This is a genomic window from Sphingomonas melonis, from assembly GCF_013409985.1.
In the GTDB taxonomy this organism is placed as follows: Bacteria; Pseudomonadota; Alphaproteobacteria; order Sphingomonadales; family Sphingomonadaceae; genus Sphingomonas; species Sphingomonas melonis_A.
On record NZ_JACCBY010000004.1, the window covers coordinates 380,595 to 403,698 of the forward strand.

Consider the following 23,104-nt stretch of genomic DNA (forward strand, 5'->3'; position numbering starts at 1 on the left):
GTCAATCATCGTTTCGGACAGGGTGCGAAGGGCGAGGAGCCCGTTCTCCTCGACGTGACGCGTCTGGTGGAATTGCGCTGGACCGGGCGGCTGGCGAACGGGATCGACCGGGTCTGCCTCGCCTACCTGCGCCATTTCGCGCCCCGCGCGCACGCGGTGGTGCAGCATCGCGGCGTCATCCGGGTGCTCAGCCGCTCGGCTTCACGCCGTCTGTTCGCCCTTCTCGCTGGTCGCCGCGGCGGGGGCGTCCGGTATCGGCTGGCCCTGAATCTCGCCGCCGCCTTGCTGCGGTCGCACCCGCCCCGCCCCGGCAGCCTCTATGTCAACGTCAGCCATACCGATTACGACCTGCCGGCGCATGTCCGCTGGATCGAGCGCCATGAGCTGCGCGCCGTCTACCTGATCCACGATCTGATCCCGATCGTGCATCCCGAGCATTGCCGGCCCCATGCCGTGCGGCGGCACACCGATCGCGTCCAATCGGCGTTGCGATATGGTGCCGGGATCATCGTCGGCAGCGCTGCGGTTGCTCGCGATCTGCGCGCGCATGCGGCGCGACTGCGGCTCCCCTGCCCGCCGGTTGCGATCGCGCCGCTGGCAGGGGCGGCGTTGTCCCGGACGGCGCCGACACCGGTCGACAGCGACTATTTCCTGTGCGTCGGCACGATCGAGAGCCGCAAGAACCACGTTCTGCTGCTGAACGTCTGGGATCGTTTGCGCACCACGCCCGGCCTCGACGTGCCGCGGCTCGTCGTCATCGGACGGTGGGGCACGGGTGTCGGCTCGCTGCGCGCGGCGCTTGCCGCGTGCGGCATGGCGGGCGGCCTGATCGAGATCGTCGAGGATTGCGACGACGACGCGCTGGCGACGCTGATGCAGGGTGCGCGGGCGGTGCTGATGCCCTCGCTCGCCGAAGGATTCGGCCTGCCGATGGCGGAGGCGCTGGCGCTGGGTGTGCCGGTGATCGCCAGCGACCTGCCGTGCTTCCACGAAGTCGGCCAGGGTATTCCCTGCCTGCTCGACCCCCACGACGTCGCCGGCTGGACCGCGAAAATCGCGGCATTCGATGGCCCGGCATCGCGGCGGCAGCGGCGGATCGATGCGCTGCGGGGCTATTGCCCGCCCAATTGGGACGATCATTTCGAGCAGGTCGCACCCTGGATGGCGACGCTCACCCGCCTGCCGACGTCCGAACGCCGCAGCGGCAACGACCAGCCGGCGCCGGCCGGCTGTCCTATCGATCTGGGAACCGCCAACTAGTGTCATCCAATTTCAAGCGTCCATCGCCGCTGTTCCTCGCGCTGGTCGTCATCCCGACCGTGCTCGCCACGCTCTATTTCGCGTTGTTCGCCAGCGACGTGTTCGTGTCCGAGGCGCGCTTCGTGGTGCGCAGCCCGAGCAAGGCCGCGGTGACATCGCTCGGCCAGGTGCTCAGCGGCAGCGGCCTGAGCGGTGCCACCGAGGAGAGCAACGCGGTCGTCGAATATCTCGAGTCGCGTGGTGCGCTGGACGATGCCGATCGCGACGGCCTGCTCACCCGCGCCTATACGGCGGGATCGGTGTTCCTGCTCGACCGGTTCGGCGGTCTGCTGCCCGCCAACCGTGAGCGGTTCTTCGATTATTACCTCGGCAAGGTGGAGGTCGAGCCGGACACGACGACGCAGGTCCTGCATCTCAGCGTCAGCGCGTTTGATCCTGTCCAGGCGCGGGCGATCAACGAACGGCTGCTCGAACGATCGGAAGCGCTGGTCAATCGCCTGTCCAGCCGCGCGCGGACCGACGCACTCGCGGTCGCGGAGAGCGACGCGCGTGAGGCGCAGGAGCGCGCCCGCACCGCCGCGGTCCGCCTTGCCGCGTATCGCAATCGCGCCGGCATCATCGATCCCGAGAAGGAGGCGGAAGCGCGCCTGCAGGGGATTTCGAAACTCGAGGACGAACTCGTTTCCGCGCGCACTCAGTTGCAGCAGATGGAGGCGTTCACGCCCGCCGCGCCGCAGATCCCCTATCTCCGCACCCAGATCGACGGATTGCAGAAGGAGATAGCGCGACGGCGGTCGGGGGTCGCGGGCGGTCGCAATTCGCTGTCCGCCGCGGCGGCGCGGTACCAGGTGCTCCTGCTCGACAGCGAACTCGCCGCCAAGCAGCTCGCCGCGACGTTGGTCTCGCTCCAGGACGCACATGCCGAGGCGCGCCGCAAGCGGGCCTATGTCGAGCGGATCGCTCCCCCCAGCCTGCCCGACTATCCCATTCGGCCACGACGATTGGGCGGCGTGCTGGCAGTGCTGGTGCTCGGACTGCTCGCCTGGGGCATCCTCACCATCCTGCTGGCCGGCGTGCGCGAGCATCGCGAGGGATGACGACCTCCGTCTCGCCGATGGTCCGCCCGCGGTTGCGCGACAGTTTCAGGGTGCAGGGCCGTGTCCTCGTCGCGCTGCTGCTGCGCGAGATGCTGACGCGCTACGGCCGGCACAATATCGGCTTCCTGTGGCTGTTCGTCGAACCGATGCTGTTCACGCTCGGCGTCGCCGCCTTGTGGACCGCGGCCAAGGCCTATCATGGCAGCGACCTGCCGATCGTCGCCTTCGCGCTGACCGGCTATTCGAGCGTGCTGCTGTGGCGCAACATGCCGGGGCGCTGCATCGGCGCGCTGTGGAACAACCTGTCGCTGCTCTACCATCGCAACATCCGCGTGCTCGACATCTACGTCGCGCGCGTCGCGCTGGAGTTCGGCGGCGCGTCGATGTCCTTCGCCGGGCTCAGCGTGCTGTTCATCGTGCTGGGCTGGATCGACCCGCCGAAGAACATCCTCGAGGTGGTTGGCGGCTGGCTGCTGATCGCCTGGTTCGGTGCGGCACTGGCGATCACGCTGGGCGCGCTCAGCCACGAAAGCGAGCTGGTCGACAAGCTGTGGCACCCCGCCTCGTACCTCATCTTCCCGTTGTCGGGTTCGGCATTCCTGGTCGATGCCCTGCCTGCCGCAGCGCAGAAATACGTCCTCTATATCCCGATGGTGCACGGCACCGAGATCGTCCGCGAAGGCTATTTCGGATCGCGCGTCCATGCGCATTACGACCTCGGCTATGTGCTGCCGTTCTGCCTGGTGCTGACCTTCGTCGCGCTGTTCACCACGCAATGGGTGGCGCGGCGCGTGGTGCCCGAATGATCCGGCTGACCGACGTCCGCAAGGTCTACCGCACCCGTTCGGGCGACAATGTCGTGCTCGACGGCGTCGGCTTCGACCTGGCGATGGGCGAGCGGCTCGGCGTGCTCGGCCGCAACGGCGCGGGCAAGTCAACCATGGTCCGCCTGATCAGCGGCGCGGAGCGGCCGACCGCCGGGCGGGTCGAGCGGCATATGTCGGTGTCCTGGCCGCTCGCCTTCGGCGGGGCGTTCCAGCCGACATTGTCGGGGATCGACAACATACGCTTCATCAGCCGCATCTACGCACAGGATTTTCAGCGCAACCTTGCCTTCGTCGCCGACTTCTCGGAACTTGGCGCCTATCTGCACGAGCCGGTGCGCAGCTATTCGTCGGGCATGAGGGCGCGACTGGCGTTCGCGATATCGATGATCATCGAATTCGACTGCTTCCTGATCGACGAGATCGGCGCGGTCGGGGATGCGCGCTTCCACGATCGCTGCAACCACGAACTGTTCGGCAAGCGCGGGGACCGCGCGATGGTGCTGATCTCGCACGATCCCGGCTATCTCCGCGATCATTGCAACCGCTTCGCGCTGCTGCACGGCGGCAAGCTGGCGCTGTTCGACGATTTCGACGAGGCCTATGACCGGTTCCGGGAAGCGATCGGCCTGGTCGCCGCGCCGGCGATCGACCGCGCCGCGGCGGTCGATCGGGCGGCCCTGATCGAAGTCGCGCAGCACCGCGCGCTTGCCGACGACCGCTTCCGGCTGCTGGTGCGCGAAGGCGACTGGCGGCGGGACGCCCGCGACTGGGGCGCCGCCGAGGAGCGCTATGCCGCGGCGCTGGCGGTGCATCCCTATCAGCGCTCCTATTGGGTGCAGCATGCCCATGTCGCCAAGGAGGGCGGCCATTTCGCGCGTGCCGAGGCCTCGTACCGCACCGCCTGCGCGCTCGGCGAGCCGGCCGCCGACGTGGTCGAGCATCTGCGTTTCGTCATCGCGCAGGGCGGCGGCGATCCGGCGGCATGGCCGATCCATCCGTACGGCAAGGGCCCTGCGGCGACGCAGGTGCCCGGACGCCCCGACGTCCAGGCGCTGGCCTGGCTGCTGTGGCCGGGCGCCGTGCTGAGCGAGGACGAGATCATCGCGCTGCTGCGGCGCCACGCCACCTGCGATCAGCTTGCCGCGGCGATGGTCGCCGACCAGCGGTTCGCCGATGCCGCGACCGTCGCCCCGCACGCCGATGGCGCGGATCGCGAGACGATCCGCGTCCTCGCTTTCGCGCATCTCTCGCCCGCTGACGGCGCGCTTGCCGTCGAGGGTTTGCCGACCGACGCGCCGGTGTGGCCGGTCGCGGCCGACGCCGGCGCCTTTCGCGACTGGCCCGCCACCCAACAGGCACTGCTTTCATGAAACACGTCCTCATCGACGGCTACAATCTCGGGCTGGAAAAGGGCACGGGGGTGGCCACCTACGCGCGCAACCTCAGTTATGAGGTGGGGCGGCTCGGCCACCGCACCTCGATCCTGTACGGCCAGCAGGGGCTTTCGTCGCGCGAGCCGCTGCTGCGCGAGATCGGCTTCTTCGACAGCGGGATCGCCAAGCGGCAGAGCCGCTTGCAGGACCTCGCCGCCCTCGTCTCGCCGCTGCCGTCGCGTGGCATGGCGGTGCCGGTGACGGGACGGGTGGTGACGCGCCAGTTCGCCGCGCGGCTGCCGCATTACGACACGCTGTACAATGCCGCCGACGTCTTCCGCCGCGCGCATGGCCGGTTCCAGGCCTGGGGCAGCACGACCGCGGTGCAGCTGCCGCAGCGGCCCGATCTGGCGCACTGGACCTATCCGCTGCCGCTGCGCGTACCCGGCGCGGTCAACCTGTTCACGGTACACGATCTCGTGCCGCTGCGGCTGCCCTATACCACGCTCGACAACAAGCGGCGCTATCTCGCGCTGTTGCGGACGATCGCGCGGACCGCGGACCACCTCGTCACCGTGTCGGAATGCTCACGCCGCGACATCATCGAGATCACCGGGATCGCGCCCGAGCGGGTCACCAACACCTATCAGGCGGTCGACATCCCCGCCGAATACCGCGCCACCGCCGAAGAGCAGGTCGCCCGGGAGGTCGAGGGGGCGATCGGCGCGGGCTACAAAGACTATTTCCTGTTCTGGGGCTCGATCGAACCCAAGAAGAACATCGGCCGCATCGTCGAAGCCTATATGGCGAGCGGCCTCACCACGCCGCTCGTCATCGTCGGTGCCCAGGCCTGGCGCGCAGAGGGTGAACTGCGCCTGCTCGACGCGCTGGCCAACGGCAAACCGGCCAAGGGCGATGTCCGGCGCGGGCGGGTCATCCAATTGCCCTATGCGCCGTTCGGCCTGCTGGTCAGTCTGATCCGCGGCGCCAAGGCGGCGCTCTTCCCATCGCTGTACGAGGGGTTCGGCCTGCCCGTGCTCGAGGCAATGCTGCTCGGCACGCCCGTGCTGTGCTCGAACACGTCGTCACTACCGGAGGTGGCGGGGGACGCCGCGATCGCGGTCGATCCCTATGACACCGCCGCGATCGCGGCCGGGCTTCGGGCGCTCGACGCGGATGCCGGTTTGCGCGCCGATCTGACGCGCCGCGGCCACGCCCAGGCGGCGCATTTCTCTCCCGAACGCTACCGGGCGCGCCTCGCCGCGCTCTACGAGAGGTTCCTCTGATGCCTATCACGCCGTCGCGGCTGTCCGCCGCGCTCCTCCTGCTGCTCGGTGCGGGCTGTTCGACGATCGGCGGCTCCGGCCCCTCTTCGAAGGCGATCGGCCGGGCGGCGAAGCCGGGCGCGGCGACGAACCAGGGGATCAGCATCGTCCCGCTCGACGAGGCCGCGGCGCGGCGCAGCGCCGCCTTCGCCCGCTCGCAGCGGTTCGCCGACGTGTTCGGCGTGGTCGCACCGACCAGCACGGTCATCGGCGTCGGCGACGTGCTCGACATCGCGATCTGGGAGGCCCCGCCGGCAGTGCTGTTCGGGGCCACGCCGCCGGGCGCGAACATCGGCAGCGCCATCGCGCAGAGCGCGGGCATCCCGCAGCAGGTCGTCGGGGAGGATGGCACGATCACGGTGCCGTTCGTCGGCAGCGTAGCGGTTCGCGGGGCGACGCCGCAAGGTGTCGCCCGGACCATCGTCGCCCGGCTGGCGGGCCGCGCCCACAGCCCGCAGGCGATCGTGCGGCTGGCACAGAATGACAGCCGTGCGGTGACGGTGATGGGCGAGGTCGGCGCGACGCGCCGCATGCCGCTCACCCCGCGTGGCGAGCGTCTGCTCGATGCGCTCGCCGCCGCCGGAGGATCGCGCCAGCCCGTCGCCAAGACCACCGTGCAGCTGACGCGCGCCGGGCGGACCGCGGCGATGCCGCTCGACGCCATCGTCCGCGATCCGGCGCAGAACGTCGTGTTGCAGGCCGGCGACGTGATCACCGCGATCTTCCAGCCCTACAGCTTCGTTGCGCTGGGGGCGGTCGGCCAGAATGCCGAGGTTCCGTTCGAGGGCGGCGGCATCTCGCTGGCACAGGCGCTCGGCCGCATCGGCGGCCTGCGCGACGACCGCGCCGATGTCCGCAGCGTCTTCGTGTTCCGACTGGAGCATCCCGAGGTGCTCGATCCCGAAACCGCGCAAACGGCCCGGCGCACCGCCGAGGGACTGGTCCCGGTCGTCTACCGGCTCGACCTCGGCCAGGGCGCGTCCTTCTTCACGGCGCAGGATTTCGCCATCCGGGATCGTGACGTGCTCTACGTCTCGAACGCGCCGATCGCCGATCTGCAGAAGTTCCTGAACATCGTGTCCAGCGCGGCCTTCTCGGTCACCGGTATCAACAACGCTGTCCGGTAAGCGCACGCACGTGGCCATGCCGACGGTCTGTATCGACTGCCGCTACATCGGTCCGCGGCCAAGCGGCATCGCCGAGGTGGTGCGCGGCCTGATCGACCACGTGCCGCAGCTCGCGCCGGACCTGCGCTTCCTGCTGCTGCGGCATCCCGGCCATCCCGGCCAGCTCAGCGATGCGCCGAATGTCGTCGAGCAGGTGGTGTGGCAGGCGGCGAACGGCCCCGCGACGATGTGGTGGCTGCCGGAGGTCGTCGACCTCACAAAGGTCGACCTGTTCCACGCCACCTTCAACATCATGCCGGCAGGGCTGGCCATGCCCTGCGTCGTGACGATCCACGACATCATGCGCCTGACCCATCCCGCCTGGTGCCGCACGGGCCTGCGCGGCGCGGTGGAGCGGCTGTTCTACGGGCACGGCCTGCGCCGCGCCGTCCGGTGCGCCGACGCGATCGCCGCGATCAGCACCGCGACCGCGACCCAAATCGCCGCCTATCATCCTGCCGCGGCGGAGCGGACCATTGTGACCCTGTCGGGCGTGTCCGATCACTTCCGCCCCGTCGCCCCTGACCCTGCGATGCTCGCCGCGCTCGGCCTGGCGCCCGAGCGCCCCTTCGTGCTGACCGTCGGTCAGGATGCGCCGTACAAGAACCACGAAGGCGCCCTGCGCGGCTTCGCGGCGGCCTTCGCCGGGGATGGCGACATCGATCTGGTGGTGGTGCAGCGGCGCGGGCCGCGGCGCGCGCGACTGGAGAGCCTCGCCGCGGCGCTGGGCGTCGCGGGCCGCGTCCACTTCCTTCCCGTCGTCGACGGTGACGCTCTGGTGACCCTGTACAGCGCGGCGCGCGTGCTGCTGCACCCCTCCTTGGCCGAGGGGTTCGGCAACCCCGTCGCGGAGGCGATGGCCTGCGGCTGCCCCGTCGTCACCAGCATGACCTCGTCGATGCCCGAGGTCGCGGGCGGCGCGGCCATGCTGGTCGACCCGGACGATATCGTCTCGATTGCAGACGGGTTGCTGGCCGTCGTGCGCTCGCCGACCCGCGCCGACCAGATGCGCGCGGCCGGGCTGACGCGCGCCCGCGCGCTCCGCTGGCAAGGCTTTGCGGCGGCCAATCTCGCGCTCTACCGGCGGTTGCTGGCGAACGCCCCGGTTCGGCGCGCATGACCAAGGTTTTCGCGCCGCCATTCCGTCAAAGCATCGATGCACCAGCGGGAACGAGCGATTTGCCCCATATCATCCTTGTCTTTTCGAGTGCGGCGGCGGCGGAATACCGCGTCGCGGGCATTCCCGCAGCCGCTCGCGCCGCGCATGCGATCGCCGCGATCGCGGAGCAGGACGGCATCCGCCAGTGTGCGATCGTCGTCGACCAGCCATGGCAACCCAGCGAAACGCTGCTGACGGAATGTCGGCGCCTGGCGCCGCATCTCCGGCTCGCCTTCGCACCGCCGGCGCCGTCCGGCACGGTGCTGACCGTGCGCGGCGAGGCGTTCGTCGCCGCCGTGGCGCGCCGCGCCGGGCCGCTCGGGCGAGAGGCCGTGCTACCGGCGCTGTTCGACGCCTGTATCAGGGATGAGGCGCCGCCGGCCGCCGCGTCCATCGACGGGCGCGCGGCGCTCAGGATGCTGCGACGCGCAGGTCAGGACGTCCTCGCCGCGACCGGCAAGGGCGGCGACGGTATCGTGTCGCGCTACATCAACCGCCCGATATCGCGCGCGATCAGCCGGCAGTTGCTGCGCATCCCGGCGTTCACGCCATTCCATGCCAGCCTGGGCACCGCATTGCTCGGTGTTGCGATGGCGTTCGCGCTGTTCCTCGGCGACAAGACCGGGCTGATCGTCGGCGCTCTGCTGTTCCAGGCCGCTTCGATCTTCGACGGCGTCGATGGCGAGATCGCGCGCGCGACGTACCGCACGTCGGATCAGGGCGCGACGCTCGACAGCGTCATCGACGCGTTCACGAACCTGGCGTTCGTCACCGGCCTGACGCTCAACATCGGCCTTTCAGGCGACGTGTCCGGTGCCGTGGCGGGCGGCGTCGCGCTGGTGACCCTGGCGGTCGGCCTGATGCTGATCGGCCGGCATGCCGATGCGATGGGCGAGCCGATGAACTTCGACATCATCAAGCGCCATTTTCGCAGCGGCCGGCGACCGTCGCGGCTTATGGAGTGCCTGATCCATCTCACCATGCGGGACTTCTTTGCTGCCGCGTGCGCCGTGATGGTGGTCGCGGGGCTCACCCATCTGCTCATCCTCGCCTTTGCGACGATCGCGCTGGGCTGGTTCGTCGTGACGGTCTTCGTCCTCTTCCGAACGCGGCGCGGCGCCGTCGACACGGATCCCGCCTTGTACGGCGTCCTGACGCCCCTCCCGTCGTCGCAGGGCCGCAACAGCTGCGCGTAGCGGCGCTGCCATCACGATCGATGCGCTGGCCGCAGTCGACGCCGCAGGTCAGCGCAGGTTCAGCACTGCCCTGCTATCAGGCACGCATGCTTAGATCCCTGCTCATTGCGGCGGTTGCGCTCGCGACGCCCGCCGTTGCTGCTCATCGCGATTCTCCCGATATCCAGATGCAGAAGGCGCTGGCCGGACGCGTCGCCGGCAAGCCGGTCAATTGCATCAGCCTGACCGGCGTCAACTCGAGCCAGATCATCGACGGCAAGGCGATCATCTACCGTGCCGGCGGCCGGCTGTACGTCAACGAACCGCGCGCAGGTGCGCCGTCGCTGCGCGACGACGACATACTCGTCACGCGCAGCTTCGGCTCGCAGCTTTGCAGCATCGACACCGTTCGGCTGGTCGACCGGGCGTCCCGCTTCCCGCGCGGCTTCGTCTCGCTGGGGCAGTTCGTGCCTTACACGAAGGTCAAGCCGCCGGCCTGAACCGCCACGGACGCGGCGCGCGCCCGGTCATTCGTCGCCGGAGGTGTCGTCGTCCTTCGCCTCGACGCCCCGCGCAGCCAGCGCCTCGCGTAACTGCCGCTGGATGCTGGCCCCGTTGAGGTGGCCGTGGACCCCGTCATAGCCCTCGGCCGCCAGTTGCGTGCGGATGTCGGCGACCGAATGGCAGGCCCCGGAACGGGCCAGCTGGAATGCGCGCTCGATCGTGCTGATCTCGTTGTCCTTTCTCATCACCAGGGCCGATCCCGCCGGCCGCCTGTCATATGCATCACCTGCGTTGCAGATGCATGCGCGTCTACTTTTGCCTTCACTGTTGCGCCGCGACTGATCCGCGGCCGGGTTCGCGCGCCGCCGCGATGAACTCCGACGATCGCAGGTTGATGCGGTCGTATAGCTCCAGCAGGCGGTTCACCTCCTCGACGACGGTCTGCTGCTCGCGCCGCCAGCGATTGCTCGCGTCCGCGGTCGGGACGCCGTCACGACCGTCGTGGATCGTAAATCCCTGATCCAGCAGCCAGAGGGCATCCTGCGCACGGGAGCGCTGCCGCCTGAGGTGAAACACCCATTGCTCGATGACCCCCGACGGGACCAGCCTTTCGATCTCACCCATTGTCGGCGCCTAGCCGCCCCGGGCGGCACGCGCCAGCCAATGCTTTGGTTATCCGCCTTTTGCCGTGATCGGCACCGAGGGTCGGCGCCGGGCCGGATCGTCGCGCGGTGGCACCGGATCGCCACGGCGCGTCGCGTGGAGATGCCGCAGGATCATCGCAAGATCCCGTTCGGTCAGGCCTGAGGCGGGGTCGATCACCACGCCTTCCGGCAAGGGCTCCACCCACGCGGCTAAGCGGTTGCATGCAGCTCCCAACGCGGGGTCCAACGCATCGTCGAAATCGGCCATGGCGGCAGTCTAAGCTGTCCGCGCTCGTCCGCAAGCCCGGGAGCGCGGAACGGCATCGGCTTTGCCGGTGGGCGCCTGCTCAGTGGCCGACAGCGTCGTGCACGCCAATGCCCGTTTCTGACCGCAGTCGCTGCGTGGCATATCCCGCTCTGTCGATGGCGGCACGTGGGGATCGATCGAGTGTCGAAATCAGCCAGATACCAAGAAAGCCGGCCGGCACGGAGAACAGCGCGGGCGAACTGTAGGGGAAGATCGCATGGTCGAAGCCGAACACCGTAACCCATATGACGGGCGACAGCACGGTCAGACCGAATGCCGACAGGAGCCCGATGGCGCCACCCCATGCGGCACCAGCGGTTGTGCAGCCCTTCCAGAGCAGCGACATTACCAGCACCGGAAAATTGCCTGACGCAGCGAGCGCGAAGGCAAGGCTGACCATGAAAGCAACATTCTGCTTCTCGAACACCACGCCCAGCAGGATCGCGGAGACGCTGAGCAAGATCGTGGTGACGCGGGACACCCGCAGCTCCTTGACCGGGTCTGCCGCGCCCTTCCGGATCACGCTGGCATATATATCGTGCGAGATCGCTGAGGCGGCCGAGAGCGTCAGCCCCGCTACGACCGCAAGGATCGTTGCGAATGCAACCGCCGAGATGAAGCCGAGGAAAAGATTGCCGCCAATCGCGTGGGCCAGATGCATTACCGCCATGTTGTTTCCGCCCCGCAGCGCGCCGCCGATGCCGACATATTCCGGGTTGAACGAGATCATCACGATCGCCCCGAACCCGAGGATGAAGGTCAACGCGTAGAAATATCCGATCCAGACCGTGGCCCACATGATTGATTTGCGGGCTTCGCGCGCGTCGGGCACGGTGAAAAAGCGCATCAGGATATGCGGCAGACCGGCAGTGCCGAGCATCAACGCGAACCCGAACGACAGGGCTGAGATCGGGTCCTTGATGAAGCCGCCCGGACCCATGATCGAGCGTCCCTCCACGACCGCGGCGGCCGGCGAAGCCCCCTTCTCAAGCGCCAGACGGGTCTTCACCGCGACAGCGCGCGAGAACAGCGACTCGAAGGAGAAGCCGACATGCGCCATCACGCCGAGCACCAGGAAGGTCGCGCCGCACAACAGCATCACCGCCTTGATGATCTGCACCCACGAGGTCGCGCGCATCCCGCCGAACAGGACATAGATCATCATCAGCCCGCCGACGACCGCAATGGCGTACAGGTAGGGCAAGCCGAACAGAAGCTGGACCAATTGTCCCGCGCCCACCATTTGCGCGATCAGATAGAAACAGACGACGAACAGCGTACTGGCTGCAGCGAAGGTGCGCACCGGCCCCTGCAAGAAGCGGTAGGACGCGACATCGGCGAAGGTGAACTGGCCCAGGTTCCGCAACTTCTCGGCGACCAGGAACAAGACGATCGGCCAGCCGACAAGGAAGCCGATCGCATAGATCAGTCCGTCATACCCGTCATTAAAGATCTGCGCCGTGATCCCGAGGAACGATGCGGCCGAACAATAGTCCCCCGCCATTGCAAGGCCGTTCTGGAATCCGGTGATGCCGCCGCCGGTGTAGAAGTCGGACACCGTGCGCGTCCGCCGTGCAGCGGCCCCCGTGATGAACAGGGTGATGCCAACGAACCCGCCAAACATCAGGATGGCCGTCCAATTGGTCGGCTGGCGCTGGATGGCGCCGGCGATCGCCGCATTGGCGCCAGTCGCCCAGCCGAGCAATGCCAGCAAACCCAGGGTGCGCCACAAGGTGCGCGTCATGATCGCACGCCAGCGAGCAGTTCCGCGAGACGAGTGTCATATTCGCCGTTTGCGCGGCGAACATAAACGGCTGAGATCGCCACCGTCCCGATCAGCATCGCTGCGCCGAGCACTACCGCAAGGCTCACCGTGCCATCGCCGATCGGCCGCGCCATCAGCGGTTTGTCGAAGGCGATGAGCGATATGAAACTGCTGTAGACGACCACGGTTATCGCGGTCAGCGTCCACGAAAATCGCTGCCGGTCGCGCACCAGGGCGGCGTATCGAGGATCGGCGGCAATCCGCATTTCCAGTTGATCAGGCGTCGTGGATGTCTGCATGTCGCATCTTTGACGAGGATGCGGCACTTGGCAACGCATTGCTGATGTCACTGACCGAGCACCGAAACCCCGACCGATTCGCGTCCTTGATCTAGGCCGGATCGACCCGCTGCCCCCGATCTCCCCATCCTCGACCGGATGGCTGGTTGACGGGCTGTGCCAGTTCACCGTCCCCGCTTGGCACGCGATCGATGCACTGCCAGACGTTGGCCACAAAAATGTAAGCTGAGAGGAGAGCGGGTTGACGTCTGAAACGACACGTCGCGGCGTACTGGCAGGCATGGCTGCCATCGGACTCGCTCCTCTCGACGCCGCGGGCAGAGCATCGGTTGGCAACCCGGATCTGGGCCCCAATGTGCTGATCGTCGACCCGGCCATGCCCGGCGCCCAGCGCCGCATCAACGCTTGGTTCGCGCAGCAGGAACGTGCGCATTTCACCGACCGGCGCTACGCCGTGCTGCTGAAGCCGGGGGCACACCAGCTGGATATCAACGTCGGATTCTTCACTCAGGTGGCCGGCCTGGGGCTGCAACCTGGCGACGTCACCGTGACCGGGCACGTTCATGCCGAAGCCGATTGGGCGAAAGGCATGGCCTTGGTCAATTTCTGGCGAGCGGTCGAGAACATGACCGTCCGCCCGCCGGACGGGGCGGATCGGTGGGCTGTGTCACAGGCCGCTCCATACCGGCGCGTCCACCTTGCCGGTGACCTGCCACTGGACGATGGTGGCTGGTCAAGCGGGGGTTTCCTCGCCGATTGCCGCATCGACGGCACCATCCGGTCGGGTACACAGCAGCAATGGTTCACCCGCACCTCCGATATCGGAGGCTGGCAGGGTGCCAATTGGAACATGATGTTCATGGGCGTCACCGGCGCCCCGCGAGGTAGTTTTCCCGAGCCGCCCTATACCACCCTGCCCTCCGTCCCCCTCATACGGGAAAAGCCGTTCCTGTTCGTCGAGGCAGACGGTCAATGGGCCGTATTTGTCCCGGCGCTCCGCCGCGATGCGGTTGGAATATCGTGGCAGCGCCGGCCAAAGGGGCGGGTCGTGCCGCTCGACGCATTCCTGATCGCCACTCCTGCGACTCCGGTCGCGGTGATCAACAGTGCTTTGGCGGCCGGGCGCCATCTCTTGCTCACGCCGGGTGTGTATCGTCTGCAGGCGCCGATACGTGTCGTCCACGCCGACACCGTGGTACTGGGCTTAGGCCTGGCGACCTTGCTGAGCGAGGCCGGCAACGCCGCAATGACGATCGCCGACGTTCCCGGTGTGTCGATCGCAGGCTTGCTGATCGACGCGGGACCGCGATCCTCACCCGTTTTGATGCAGGTGGGCCCAAGCGGCGCGGCTCGCGACCACCGAGCGAACCCGACCCTCCTCGCCGACGTCTTTTTCCGGGTCGGCGGCGCGACGGTGGGCAATGCGGTGACCTGTCTCGAGATCAACAGTCATCACGTCGTCGCCGATCATCTCTGGATATGGCGCGCCGACCACGGTGATCGGGACAATGGCCGCGTGCATGTCGGTTGGTCCGAAAGCCGGGGCGATCACGGGCTGATCGTCAACGGTGACGATGTGAGTTGCTATGGACTGTTCGTGGAGCATTTTCAGCGCTGGCAGACGGTATGGAACGGCGAGAACGGGCACACCTTCTTCTACCAGAACGAACTGCCCTACGATCCACCAAGCCAGCGAGCCTGGCGGCGGGATTCAGCGCGTGGCTGGGCGGCGTACAAGGTCGCTGACCATGTACGCCACCACGAGGCGGTCGGCATGGGCGTGTACGCGAACTTAACAGCAGACCCGAGCATCGTGCTGGCGAGCGCCGTCGAGGTGCCGGATGCGCCGGGTGTGCATGTGGAGAACGTCACCACCATATCGCTGGGCGGGGGCAAGGGTACAATCGCGCATCCGGTGAACAACGTTGGTGCCGCCGCCGGTCCTGACAGTATTCGCCAGACGCTACGTCGCTATCCAAGCCGATAGGCGACGCTGGTCAGCGACATGGCAGCGAACTGCTCGGCGCTTCTACGGACCCGAACGATCGATTCTGCACGCTCACGCCGGCCGGCATCGGCTGGTCAGCGCCGATATGCCGCGCGTCGTATCCGCCGCCAGCCGAGCACCACGCCGGTGATGCTGAACAGGAAGCCGGCGGTGAGCGGGATCAGCAGCAGGCCCCGGCGCAGCGCGGGGCGGGTCGTCAGCCCTGGTACGTTGCCCGTGTGGAGCGCGTAATAGATCCACGCATACGCGGCGCGGCTCGCGTCCATCACGGTCAACAATTGCCCGGTGTCCGCATCGACGTAGAGGTCTGGCAACGACGTCGCGCCGAGCCGCACCCGCCAAGCGGAGCCGGACCAGCCTTCGGCCAGGGCGTAGGTGGCGCTGGGATCGACGGGCCCGATACGGACACGGGAGGGTGCCGGCCAGCCGGCGGTCGCTGCCTGCTGCACCAGCCTATGCATGTCTGCCGCCCCGATCTGCTGCCCGGCGGAATCGAACCGGGTCGTCCCGCCGCCGGCCGCATAGCGGGTCGCGACGACGCGGCACGCGACGGGCGTGAAAACCAGCGCGCGCGCGTCACGGGTCATGGTCCTGACCGGCGCGTCAGGACCGAGCGCCATCGCGAGCGGGCAGCCGGCGTAACGTGCCGCCTGCCGGGCTGTCGCGGTTCCGCGCGAGAACAGCCGGCCGTGATCCATCGACAGCCAGCCGCTGACGATCCAGCCGAGCACAAACACCGCCGTGCCCAGCCCGAGCAGATGATGCCAGCGCAGCCAACGCTGGCGATAGAAGGTGATGGCGGGCGGGTGCAGCCGGCGCGCGGCGAGCATCCGCACGATGCCCAGTATCGTGCCGGTGACCGCCACGAGCATACAGACCAGCGACAGCCACCAAAGGCTGCGGTCCCACGCGATCCAGCTCTTGCGAAGCGGCGTGACATAGACCCAGTGCAGCACCGCGCCGGCCCAGTTCCACGCCCGGGCCGCGCGCGTCGTCCGCTGGAGCACTTCGCCCGTCTGCGCCGAAAGGTACAGCTGTGTCCCTACGGCGTCATTGGCATCGAGACGGTAGAAGGGGCGCGCGGGATCGAAATGATTGTGGACCACCCATTGGTCGTAATCGAACGGCCCGACGACCGTGGCACCCGGTCCGACCACACGCCGCGCCTCGTCCCCGGCCTCTTGGCGGGACAGCAGCGGGCGTGTCGCGCCGGTCATGGCGTCGACGGCTTGCACGATGCTGGCGGTGCCGACGAGATAGGTGGGATGGCCGGCACGCTGTACCAGGCGGAGCGTCTCCGCCTCGCCGCCCGCGTTGCCGAGCGCCTGCCGCGGCGGGATCGCGATCCGCTCGCCGTCGATCGGTGCCTGCAAGCCCATCTGCGCGGCGTGGGACAAAGCCGGGAACGGCTGGAACAGCATGATCGCACCGCTCGCGAACCACGCCGCGAAGATCAGGCAGGTGGCGACACCGAGCCAGCGATGCACCCATGCCAGCGCGGGGAGCAGGCGCTGCCGCCTGCGCACATCAGAAGCGGGCAAGCAGACTGACCTCCGCGCGCCGCGGCTCGCCGAGCATCACCTGGCCGGGGTAATAGATATCCGCCCATTGGACGAAGGTCGTGTCCCACACGTTGTTGATCCGTCCGGTCAGCGACAGCTTCGGGCTGAGCGCGTAGGTCGCATAGACGATGCCGGTCGCATAGGGCTTGAGCGTCAGGTCGTTGGCGGTGTCGCCATAGCGTCTGCCGACATATTTGACGCCGCCGCCCGCCTCCAGCGGCAGGCCGGCGATGCGGCGTACGCTCGTCCAGATGTTCGCGGTCCAGTCTGGCACGTTCGGCGGCCGACGCCCCGAGGCCGCCACGCCATAGGTCGGATCGACGAATTCGCCATAAGCGGCATCGACATAGGTGCCGCTCGCGGTGACCGCCCAGTCCCTGGTCAGGCGCGCTTCGCCCGACAGCTCGAAACCGCGTGATCGCTGGCGACCGACGTTGCTGACCGTGTCGATCGCCACCTGCGTCAGGATGTTGCGCCTCCGGATGTCATAGCCGGCCAGCGTCAGCGATCCGCGTCCGTCGGCCAGGTCGGCCTTCAGCCCGATCTCCACCTGGCGCGAACGCGACAGATCGAACGCCTGGTCGGCGTTGACCAGGAAGATGTTGGAGCCGGCGGGATCCCTGCCGGTGCTGAACGAGGCATAGGCGGTCACCGCCGATGACGCATCGTAAACCAGTCCGGCGCGCCAGTTGAACGGCTCGTAGGTGCGCCGGAAGCTCGTCGCCGCGCTGAAGCTGCCGTCGAGGTTGAAGTTCTCGCGCGTCAGCGCCAGTCGCTCGGTCCGCACCCCCGTCACCAGTTTCAGATCGGGGCCGAGGGTCAGCGCATCTTCGGCGAACAGCGCGATCTGGTCCCAACGCGTCGGGCTGACCCGGCGGTCGATCGGCCCGAAGCGGCCGCGCTCCGGACGAAGCAGGTCCACGGTGTCGCCATCGGGAAAGCCGCGACTGCGGACGAAGTCGAGATGGCTGTAGTCGAAGCCGGCCACGAGCGTGTTCGGCAGGCCGAACAGGTGATGGCGCAGCGTGGCGGTGCCTTGATCGCCGACCAGATCCTGATTGTGGAAGACGAAGAAGCGGTCGCGGGCGATCCCGCCGCCTGCTGCGTCGAAGGTATAGGATTCGGCGTTGATCCACGTACGGTCCGCGTGGAAATAATAGCTCGTGTTGGACAATGTCAGCGTGTCGGATGGCGACCAGTCGATCACCATGCGCGGCCAGACCTGCCAGCTGTTCGCCCGGGCATCGCCGACGTTATAATTGACGAAGCGGGTGCGGCGATCGACGACCGCCCCGTCCGCCCGCGACAGGATGCCTCCAATCGGATCGGCCGCCGCCGCCGCGGGGAGCAGCGGCGTGCCGTAATAGGTCGGCAGCCGATCGCGCAGATAATCGACGCTGAGCTCGATCGACAAAGCATCGGACGGGCGGACCAGTAATGCCCCCGTCGCGTTGAACGAATGCGGCCCGGTGCCGTCGACATAGCCGTCGGAGCGATGGTAGCTCACGTCCGCCCGGCCCGCCACCGTGTCGCTGAACACCCGGTTCCCGCCCAGCCCCAGGCTCACCGTGTCGAAATCGCCGTACGAGGCGAGCGCCTGTCCGGCGTTGCCGCGGAAATCCGGGCGCTTGTCGACGATGTTCACCGCGCCGCCGACGGCGCCCTGGCCGTAGAGGACCGAGGCGGGCCCCTTCAGCACGTCGATACTGGCGATGTTGAAGGTGTTGCCCGGCCGGTTGATCATGTTCGCGGGGCCGAGATAGAGGCCGTTGTGCAGGATGGTGACCTGCTCGCCCGTGAAGCCGCGCATCGAGAACAAGGTGGGATTGCCGGGCGATCCGCCGGAGATGATGCCGGGCAGGCTGTCGGTCGCCTCCTCGACCGTGCGGAAGCCGCGCGTCAGCATCTCGTCCGCGCCGATCCGGTCGAGCGTGGCGGGGGTCTCGCGGACCGACAGAGCGAGGCGGCTCGCGGTCGGTGCTTGCATGTCGAGTTCGCGCAGGCGCCAGCCGGTAACGGTGATCTCGCCCTCTCCCGGCTGCGCGACGGCGTCTGCGTGGGCAGGCGCCGGTGCCTCCTGGGCGGTGGCAGGTGCTGCGAGGCTGATGAGCAGCGCCAGACGGGAGATGCGCGAGAGCGCGGGCCGGAACGCGGGCATGACGGATACTCTTGAGTGTCGGTGGTGGGTCAAGGAACGGACGGCGGTCGCCGGTCAGCTACGCGCCGGCGCGCGCGCCCACCAGCGGCCTGCGGCGAGCAGCAGCACGATCGCCCCCGCCGCGCCGACACCGACTGCGGTAAAGGCACCATCGGACAGCGCGACGTCCAGCCCGGCCATCTCCGCCAGCGCATATCCCGCCGTGCCGAAGCTCAGCGTCACCACCAACCAGCCGACCGCGCGGCGGTAATGCCGCACCCTCGCCGCCGAGCGGCCGGTCGAGCGCAGCAGCCGGCCGACGATCTGGCTGTCCAGCGTGTCGGCCAGCATCATGCCGGCCGCGAAAGTCGCGACGAGCGCGAGCGCCGCGCTGGTGCCGCCCTTGGCGGTCGCCGCCGCCCCCCAGGCGGCCGCCTGCGTCGCGGTGTCGAACACCAGCCCGAAGATGGCGCCGATCGCGATGACGGCGATCGGCCGCGTGCTGTTGCGCAGCCGGGACGGCACCAATGCGCTCCGCCAGCCGACCGGCGTGTAGTCGTCACGGCGCAGCAGCGCGCGCAGGTTGAGCGTGCCGACGATCAGCAGCAGGCCGACCACGGCAGCATCGACCATCGGAGCGGTCCACGCGGGCATCGCGAACGCATCCGCCGCCAGCGAGACACCGATCGCCACAACGGCGACCGCCAGGCTGTGCCCGAGCGCGAAGAAGCTGCCGGTCCACGGCGCCAGGCGCGGGCGCGCATCGACGGTGCGAAAGACGATATTGTCGATCACCGCGACATGATCGGGATCGAGCCCGTGACGCAGGCCCAGCACGAACATCAGCCACAGCGCGGACATCTCGATCATCATTCGTCCTCGAACACCCGCACGCCGCGCGCATCCAGCTTGGTGAGCCGGGCCGGCAGTGCCTTGTTGATCGCCATCAGCCGGGGCCGTGGCGCTTTCTTCCATTCGCGGCATTCCGCCAGCGTGCGGCCGCACGCGACGCACCAGCCGGTGCGTCCGTCGAAGCGACAGATGCTGACGCACGGGCTCTTCACGCGCGCGCATCCATGTCGAGGATGCCGACGCGCCCGTCCTCGCACCCCCATCCGAGGCGGCTGCCGTCCTCGTTCCAGGCAAGCGTCGTGACATAGCCGTCGGCGCTGTCGAGCAGCAGCGTCGCGTCGTCGGCCAGCCGCGCAAGGACCACCACGCCGTCGCTATATCCCACGGCGAGCAGGTCATTCTGGGGGTGGAAGGCGACCTGCGTCACCAGCGCTCCCGTGCGTTCGGCGAGCATCAGCGGCGCCTTGCCCATCGGCCCGGTCTTGCCCTCGAACGGCCAAAGGATCGCGCGCGCATCGCCGCTGGTCGCCAGCCACTTGCCGCGCCGGTCCCAGGCGAAGCTGCGCGTCTTGGCGGCATAGCCCGACATCCGCATGTCCCGCAGGTCGGGGAGCTGCCAGCCGTGCAACCCGGTTTCCTGCAAGGCGGTGAGCAGATAGCGTCCGTCCGCGCTCAACGTGCAGGCGAGGTGCGACCCCACCCAGTCGAGCGCGATCCTGCCGCTATCGGGGTTGGTCCCGTAGACCAGGGTCGCACCGTTATAGTGCGCGATGCCCAGCCGCTTGCCCTTGCCGTCGAGCGCCAGCCCGCCCACCGTCGAGCCGACCGCATAGCGATGCGACGGGGTGGTCGCACCCTTCACCCAGGCGACGGCCTCCCTCCCCACGCCCGCGACGATCAGTCCGGAGGCGGGGCTTGCTACCAGATGCTCGACCCATTTGCGCTCGAACCGGCCGAGTTCGACGATTTCGCCCGCGGGCGAGACGTGGCAGACGCGACCGTCCTGGCCGCCGGTGACGATGCCCGTGGCGGCGGGATGGCGGCAGGCGGCGAGGATCGCGCCGGCATGGACCGGCATCGCCCGTTCATCCTCACCGTCCGCGATCCAGCGCACGCTGCCATCGCCCAGTGTCACCGCCACGGTGGTGCCGAGCCACAGCAACGCGGTCGGTTCCGCATCGAGCGCGACGTGGCGACCGTACCGCCGGACCAGCGGCGCATCCTGCACGGCAACTGCCATCAGGCGGCCAGACGCGCGGCGCAGGCGTCGAAGCCCTGCTGCAAGCCTATGGGGTCCAGGTTGCGCCCGATGAAGACCATGCGGCTGACGCGGTCTTCTTCCGGTTTCCAGTCGCGCTGGTGATCGCCGTCGAGCAGCATATGCACCCCCTGCACGACATAGCGCTGGTCCTCGCCGGCGAAGGCGAGCACGCCCTTCAGCCGCAGGATGTCCTGCCCCTGTTCGGCGGTCAGCCGGCGCAGCCAGGGCATGAACAGCTCGGGCCGGATCGGCGCCTCCGACCGCAGCGAGACGGAGGTGATCGCATCGTCGTGCTCGTGGTCATCCTCCGACAGGAAATCGGGTTCGATCTCGAGGATGCGCTCAAGGTCGAACGCGCCGCGTTCCAGCACCGCCTCGAGCGGGACGACGCAATTCTGCGTCTCGTGCAGCCTGGCCTGGGCGTTGATCGCACGGATCCGCTGGCGCACCCGTTCCAGCTCCTGCGCGTCGACCAGATCCGTCTTGTTGAGCAGGATCACGTCGGCGAAGGCGATCTGCTCCTCCGCCTCGTGGCTGTCCTCCAGTCGCTGGAGGATGTGGCGCGCGTCGACGACGGTCACGATCGCATCGAGGCTGGCCCGGGCGCGCACCTCGTCGTCGACGAAAAAGGTCTGCGCCACCGGCGCGGGATCGGCGAGGCCGGTCGTCTCGATGATGATCGCGTCGAAGGCGTCCTTGCGCTTCATCAGCCCTTCGATGATGCGGATCAGGTCGCCGCGCACGGTGCAGCAGATGCATCCGTTGTTCATCTCGAACACCTCCTCATCGGCATCGACGATCAGGTCGTTGTCGATGCCGATCTCGCCGAATTCGTTGACGATGACCGCATATCTACGTCCGTGATGCTCGCTGAGGATACGGTTGAGCAGCGTCGTCTTGCCCGCGCCGAGATAACCGGTGAGGACGGTGACGGGGATGGTGGATCGATCGGCCATGACGGGCTCCGTGATATGATGCATCATCTCATTGCCGACCAATGGCATGGCGATCAAGGGGTTTTGCTCTGTCCTGGCGCCACGTGCCCGCGCAGGCGGTTCAGGTCAGGCGCGGTGGGTGATGAAGAACGAGGCGGTTGCCGGCAAGGCGCCTCGTGGGCCGAGGGGAGCCTGATCGAAGCAATCGAGGCGGGCGCATAGCGGCGGCTCCGACCTGCTGTCGGCCGCGGCAGACCCGCGATCAGTGGCTGAGCTTGCGCTTCTCCAGTTCGACCGAGCACAGCGCCATGGCGCGGGTGTCGCGCTCGATGATCGCGTCGTCATAGGCTTTGGCCACCTCGCGGTCAGACACCACCGCCAATGCCTTCGCGAGGATCTCGGCGTCTAGATCTGATTTAACATGGCTCATGTTCACAACGTATCTTATTGTCGTGCTTTAACAAGCTGCAAAGCCGATCGACCCGGTGGGCGGAGCCCGGCGTCAGCCAAATGGCCGCGAATGGCGTGCCTGCGCGGCCTTCCATGCCCATTCGACCCAAGCGCCGGACTTGCGAAACTGAATGCATCATCGGATCGCAATAAACCGGTCCCGGCCAAAGGGCTTGGCGGCTCGCGTAAGATTATCCGTACCCCTTCGCGGCCTCGTGCGTTCTCGCGACACAGCAAAGGACGAACTATGAACCCGACACACATTCCGGGCAACGAGCCCGATCCCGGCGATATGTCGACCGAACCCGGCATCGGATCGCCGCTCGACCCGCCGGCGGTGCATGACCTTCCGGACGGCGAAGCCGACAATTTGGGTAATTTCGCCTAAGCTTGATCGACGTTCAGGTTTTTTAACAAATTCCTCCCCCGCCAGGGGGAGGTGGCATGCCGAAGGCATGACGGAGGGGGAGGACACGCAACCGAAGATGTCGCTTCTCTCCCCCTCCGTCAGGGCTTCGCCGCGCCACCTCCCCCTGGCGGGGGACGAATTGGGCTGGATATCGATCTGTCCTAGGCATTCACTCCCGGGGCATCCCGCCGACCGGGCTGATGATGGACCCGTTCGGCTCTCTGCATGATGGAGCAGCCGCTCTTCTGTTCCGACCGCCCCGTTGTCGGCCGGAACGAACTGTAGACCGCTCACCGTGCGATGGCCGCCCGTCCGCGAGCCTCATGACACTAGACATCAGACCGGAAGACGCGCCGAGACAGCCCGCGAGACGCCGCGCTGAGGAATCTCGCGCCTAAAGGAACTTTTTGTGAAAGGCCGTTGACACTCCTGTTTCGGTTACCTAGATGGGCGTCACCGCAGCGGTGGCCGACCTGGTCGCTGAGGCAGTCACTACAGATCTGGCGCGCTGACTATCCTGAGAAAAAGGGGTAGGGATGCTGTGCCGGTATTTTTGTCGGCTCTTTGACATTGTTAGTTAGATGAAGGG

General features: G+C 67.7%; 23 protein-coding genes. 11 read left to right on the forward strand and 12 right to left on the reverse strand.

Annotated elements, in window-relative coordinates; genetic code table 11:
* The first annotated feature begins 54 nt into the window (after positions 1-54).
* From HD841_RS15155 to HD841_RS15195, 9 genes are all read left to right on the forward strand, one after another.
* Positions 55-1,260 carry a glycosyltransferase family 4 protein gene (locus tag HD841_RS15155; RefSeq protein ID WP_179509703.1) on the forward strand — a complete coding sequence of 402 codons (1,206 nt, stop codon included), beginning with the start codon at positions 55-57 and terminating at the stop codon, positions 1,258-1,260.
* Complete coding sequence (locus tag HD841_RS15160; protein WP_179509704.1) at positions 1,260-2,357, forward strand: hypothetical protein; 1,098 nt, start codon at positions 1,260-1,262, stop codon at positions 2,355-2,357. The genes HD841_RS15155 and HD841_RS15160 overlap by 1 nt, the downstream gene beginning before the upstream one ends.
* Positions 2,354-3,163 (forward strand): ABC transporter permease, encoded by an 810-nt coding sequence (locus tag HD841_RS15165; RefSeq protein ID WP_179509705.1) that lies wholly within the window; start codon positions 2,354-2,356, stop codon positions 3,161-3,163. The genes HD841_RS15160 and HD841_RS15165 overlap by 4 nt, the downstream gene beginning before the upstream one ends.
* Positions 3,160-4,554, forward strand: a complete 1,395-nt coding sequence (locus HD841_RS20885) for an ABC transporter ATP-binding protein (protein WP_179509706.1) — start codon at positions 3,160-3,162, stop codon at positions 4,552-4,554. Before HD841_RS15165 ends, HD841_RS20885 begins: the two co-directional genes overlap by 4 nt.
* Positions 4,551-5,843: a glycosyltransferase family 4 protein gene (locus tag HD841_RS15175; RefSeq protein WP_179509707.1), complete on the forward strand. Its 1,293-nt coding sequence runs from the start codon at positions 4,551-4,553 to the stop codon at positions 5,841-5,843. Before HD841_RS20885 ends, HD841_RS15175 begins: the two co-directional genes overlap by 4 nt.
* On the forward strand, positions 5,843-7,009 hold the full coding sequence (locus tag HD841_RS15180; protein WP_179509708.1) for a polysaccharide biosynthesis/export family protein: 1,167 nt from the start codon (positions 5,843-5,845) through the stop codon (positions 7,007-7,009). Before HD841_RS15175 ends, HD841_RS15180 begins: the two co-directional genes overlap by 1 nt.
* 16 nt (positions 7,010-7,025) lie before the next feature.
* The gene (locus HD841_RS15185; RefSeq protein WP_257015638.1) at positions 7,026-8,168 is read left to right on the forward strand and encodes a glycosyltransferase family 4 protein; all 1,143 of its coding nucleotides are present in this window, start codon (positions 7,026-7,028) and stop codon (positions 8,166-8,168) included.
* Positions 8,169-8,227: 59 nt separating this feature from the next.
* Positions 8,228-9,403, forward strand: coding sequence for a CDP-alcohol phosphatidyltransferase family protein (locus HD841_RS15190; protein WP_179509710.1), 1,176 nt, complete (start codon positions 8,228-8,230; stop codon positions 9,401-9,403).
* A gap of 86 nt (positions 9,404-9,489) precedes the next feature.
* Positions 9,490-9,882 (forward strand): hypothetical protein, encoded by a 393-nt coding sequence (locus tag HD841_RS15195; RefSeq protein WP_179509711.1) that lies wholly within the window; start codon positions 9,490-9,492, stop codon positions 9,880-9,882.
* Between the two features lie 27 nt (positions 9,883-9,909).
* On the opposite strand, the gene HD841_RS15200 is transcribed toward HD841_RS15195, so the two are convergent.
* The 5 genes from HD841_RS15200 to HD841_RS15220 all read right to left on the reverse strand — a co-directional run bounded on the left by HD841_RS15200 (position 9,910) and on the right by HD841_RS15220 (position 12,901).
* Positions 9,910-10,134, reverse strand: coding sequence for a hypothetical protein (locus HD841_RS15200; protein ID WP_179509712.1), 225 nt, complete (start codon positions 10,132-10,134; stop codon positions 9,910-9,912).
* A 73-nt stretch (positions 10,135-10,207) separates the two neighbouring features.
* Entirely contained in the window at positions 10,208-10,510 is a 303-nt protein-coding gene (locus tag HD841_RS15205) for a hypothetical protein (protein WP_179509713.1), read from the reverse strand.
* 48 nt (positions 10,511-10,558) lie between these two features.
* A complete protein-coding gene (locus tag HD841_RS15210) occupies positions 10,559-10,798 on the reverse strand; it encodes a hypothetical protein (protein WP_179509714.1) in 240 nt (79 codons plus the stop codon).
* 79 nt (positions 10,799-10,877) lie between these two features.
* Positions 10,878-12,581 (reverse strand): cation acetate symporter, encoded by a 1,704-nt coding sequence (locus tag HD841_RS15215; protein ID WP_179509715.1) that lies wholly within the window; start codon positions 12,579-12,581, stop codon positions 10,878-10,880.
* A complete protein-coding gene (locus tag HD841_RS15220; RefSeq protein ID WP_218845577.1) occupies positions 12,578-12,901 on the reverse strand; it encodes a DUF485 domain-containing protein in 324 nt (107 codons plus the stop codon). The genes HD841_RS15215 and HD841_RS15220 overlap by 4 nt, the downstream gene beginning before the upstream one ends.
* A 241-nt stretch (positions 12,902-13,142) precedes the next feature.
* Here HD841_RS15220 and HD841_RS15225 point away from each other — a divergent pair, with 241 nt between their 5' ends.
* Positions 13,143-14,888, forward strand: a complete 1,746-nt coding sequence (locus HD841_RS15225) for an adenylyl cyclase (protein WP_257015606.1) — start codon at positions 13,143-13,145, stop codon at positions 14,886-14,888.
* 95 nt (positions 14,889-14,983) lie between these two features.
* Here the strand turns inward: HD841_RS15225 and HD841_RS15230 are convergent, their stop codons facing one another.
* The 7 genes from HD841_RS15230 to HD841_RS15260 form a co-directional block, all read right to left on the reverse strand.
* Positions 14,984-16,450, reverse strand: a complete 1,467-nt coding sequence (locus HD841_RS15230; RefSeq protein WP_257015607.1) for a PepSY domain-containing protein — start codon at positions 16,448-16,450, stop codon at positions 14,984-14,986.
* Positions 16,437-18,629 (reverse strand): TonB-dependent receptor, encoded by a 2,193-nt coding sequence (locus HD841_RS15235; protein WP_179509716.1) that lies wholly within the window; start codon positions 18,627-18,629, stop codon positions 16,437-16,439. Before HD841_RS15235 ends, HD841_RS15230 begins: the two co-directional genes overlap by 14 nt.
* Positions 18,630-18,683: 54 nt before the next feature.
* Positions 18,684-19,478 carry a HoxN/HupN/NixA family nickel/cobalt transporter gene (locus tag HD841_RS15240; RefSeq protein ID WP_179509717.1) on the reverse strand — a complete coding sequence of 265 codons (795 nt, stop codon included), beginning with the start codon at positions 19,476-19,478 and terminating at the stop codon, positions 18,684-18,686.
* Positions 19,478-19,672: a DUF1289 domain-containing protein gene (locus HD841_RS15245; RefSeq protein WP_179509718.1), complete on the reverse strand. Its 195-nt coding sequence runs from the start codon at positions 19,670-19,672 to the stop codon at positions 19,478-19,480. The genes HD841_RS15240 and HD841_RS15245 overlap by 1 nt, the downstream gene beginning before the upstream one ends.
* Positions 19,669-20,700: a WD40 repeat domain-containing protein gene (locus tag HD841_RS15250; protein ID WP_179509719.1), complete on the reverse strand. Its 1,032-nt coding sequence runs from the start codon at positions 20,698-20,700 to the stop codon at positions 19,669-19,671. Before HD841_RS15250 ends, HD841_RS15245 begins: the two co-directional genes overlap by 4 nt.
* Positions 20,700-21,677 carry a CobW family GTP-binding protein gene (locus HD841_RS15255; RefSeq protein WP_179509720.1) on the reverse strand — a complete coding sequence of 326 codons (978 nt, stop codon included), beginning with the start codon at positions 21,675-21,677 and terminating at the stop codon, positions 20,700-20,702. Before HD841_RS15255 ends, HD841_RS15250 begins: the two co-directional genes overlap by 1 nt.
* A gap of 241 nt (positions 21,678-21,918) precedes the next feature.
* Positions 21,919-22,086 carry a hypothetical protein gene (locus tag HD841_RS15260; RefSeq protein WP_179509721.1) on the reverse strand — a complete coding sequence of 56 codons (168 nt, stop codon included), beginning with the start codon at positions 22,084-22,086 and terminating at the stop codon, positions 21,919-21,921.
* Positions 22,087-22,353: 267 nt separating this feature from the next.
* On the opposite strand from HD841_RS15260, the gene HD841_RS15265 reads away from it, so the two are divergent.
* Positions 22,354-22,494 carry a hypothetical protein gene (locus tag HD841_RS15265; protein WP_179509722.1) on the forward strand — a complete coding sequence of 47 codons (141 nt, stop codon included), beginning with the start codon at positions 22,354-22,356 and terminating at the stop codon, positions 22,492-22,494.
* The last annotated feature ends 610 nt before the right edge of the window (positions 22,495-23,104 follow it).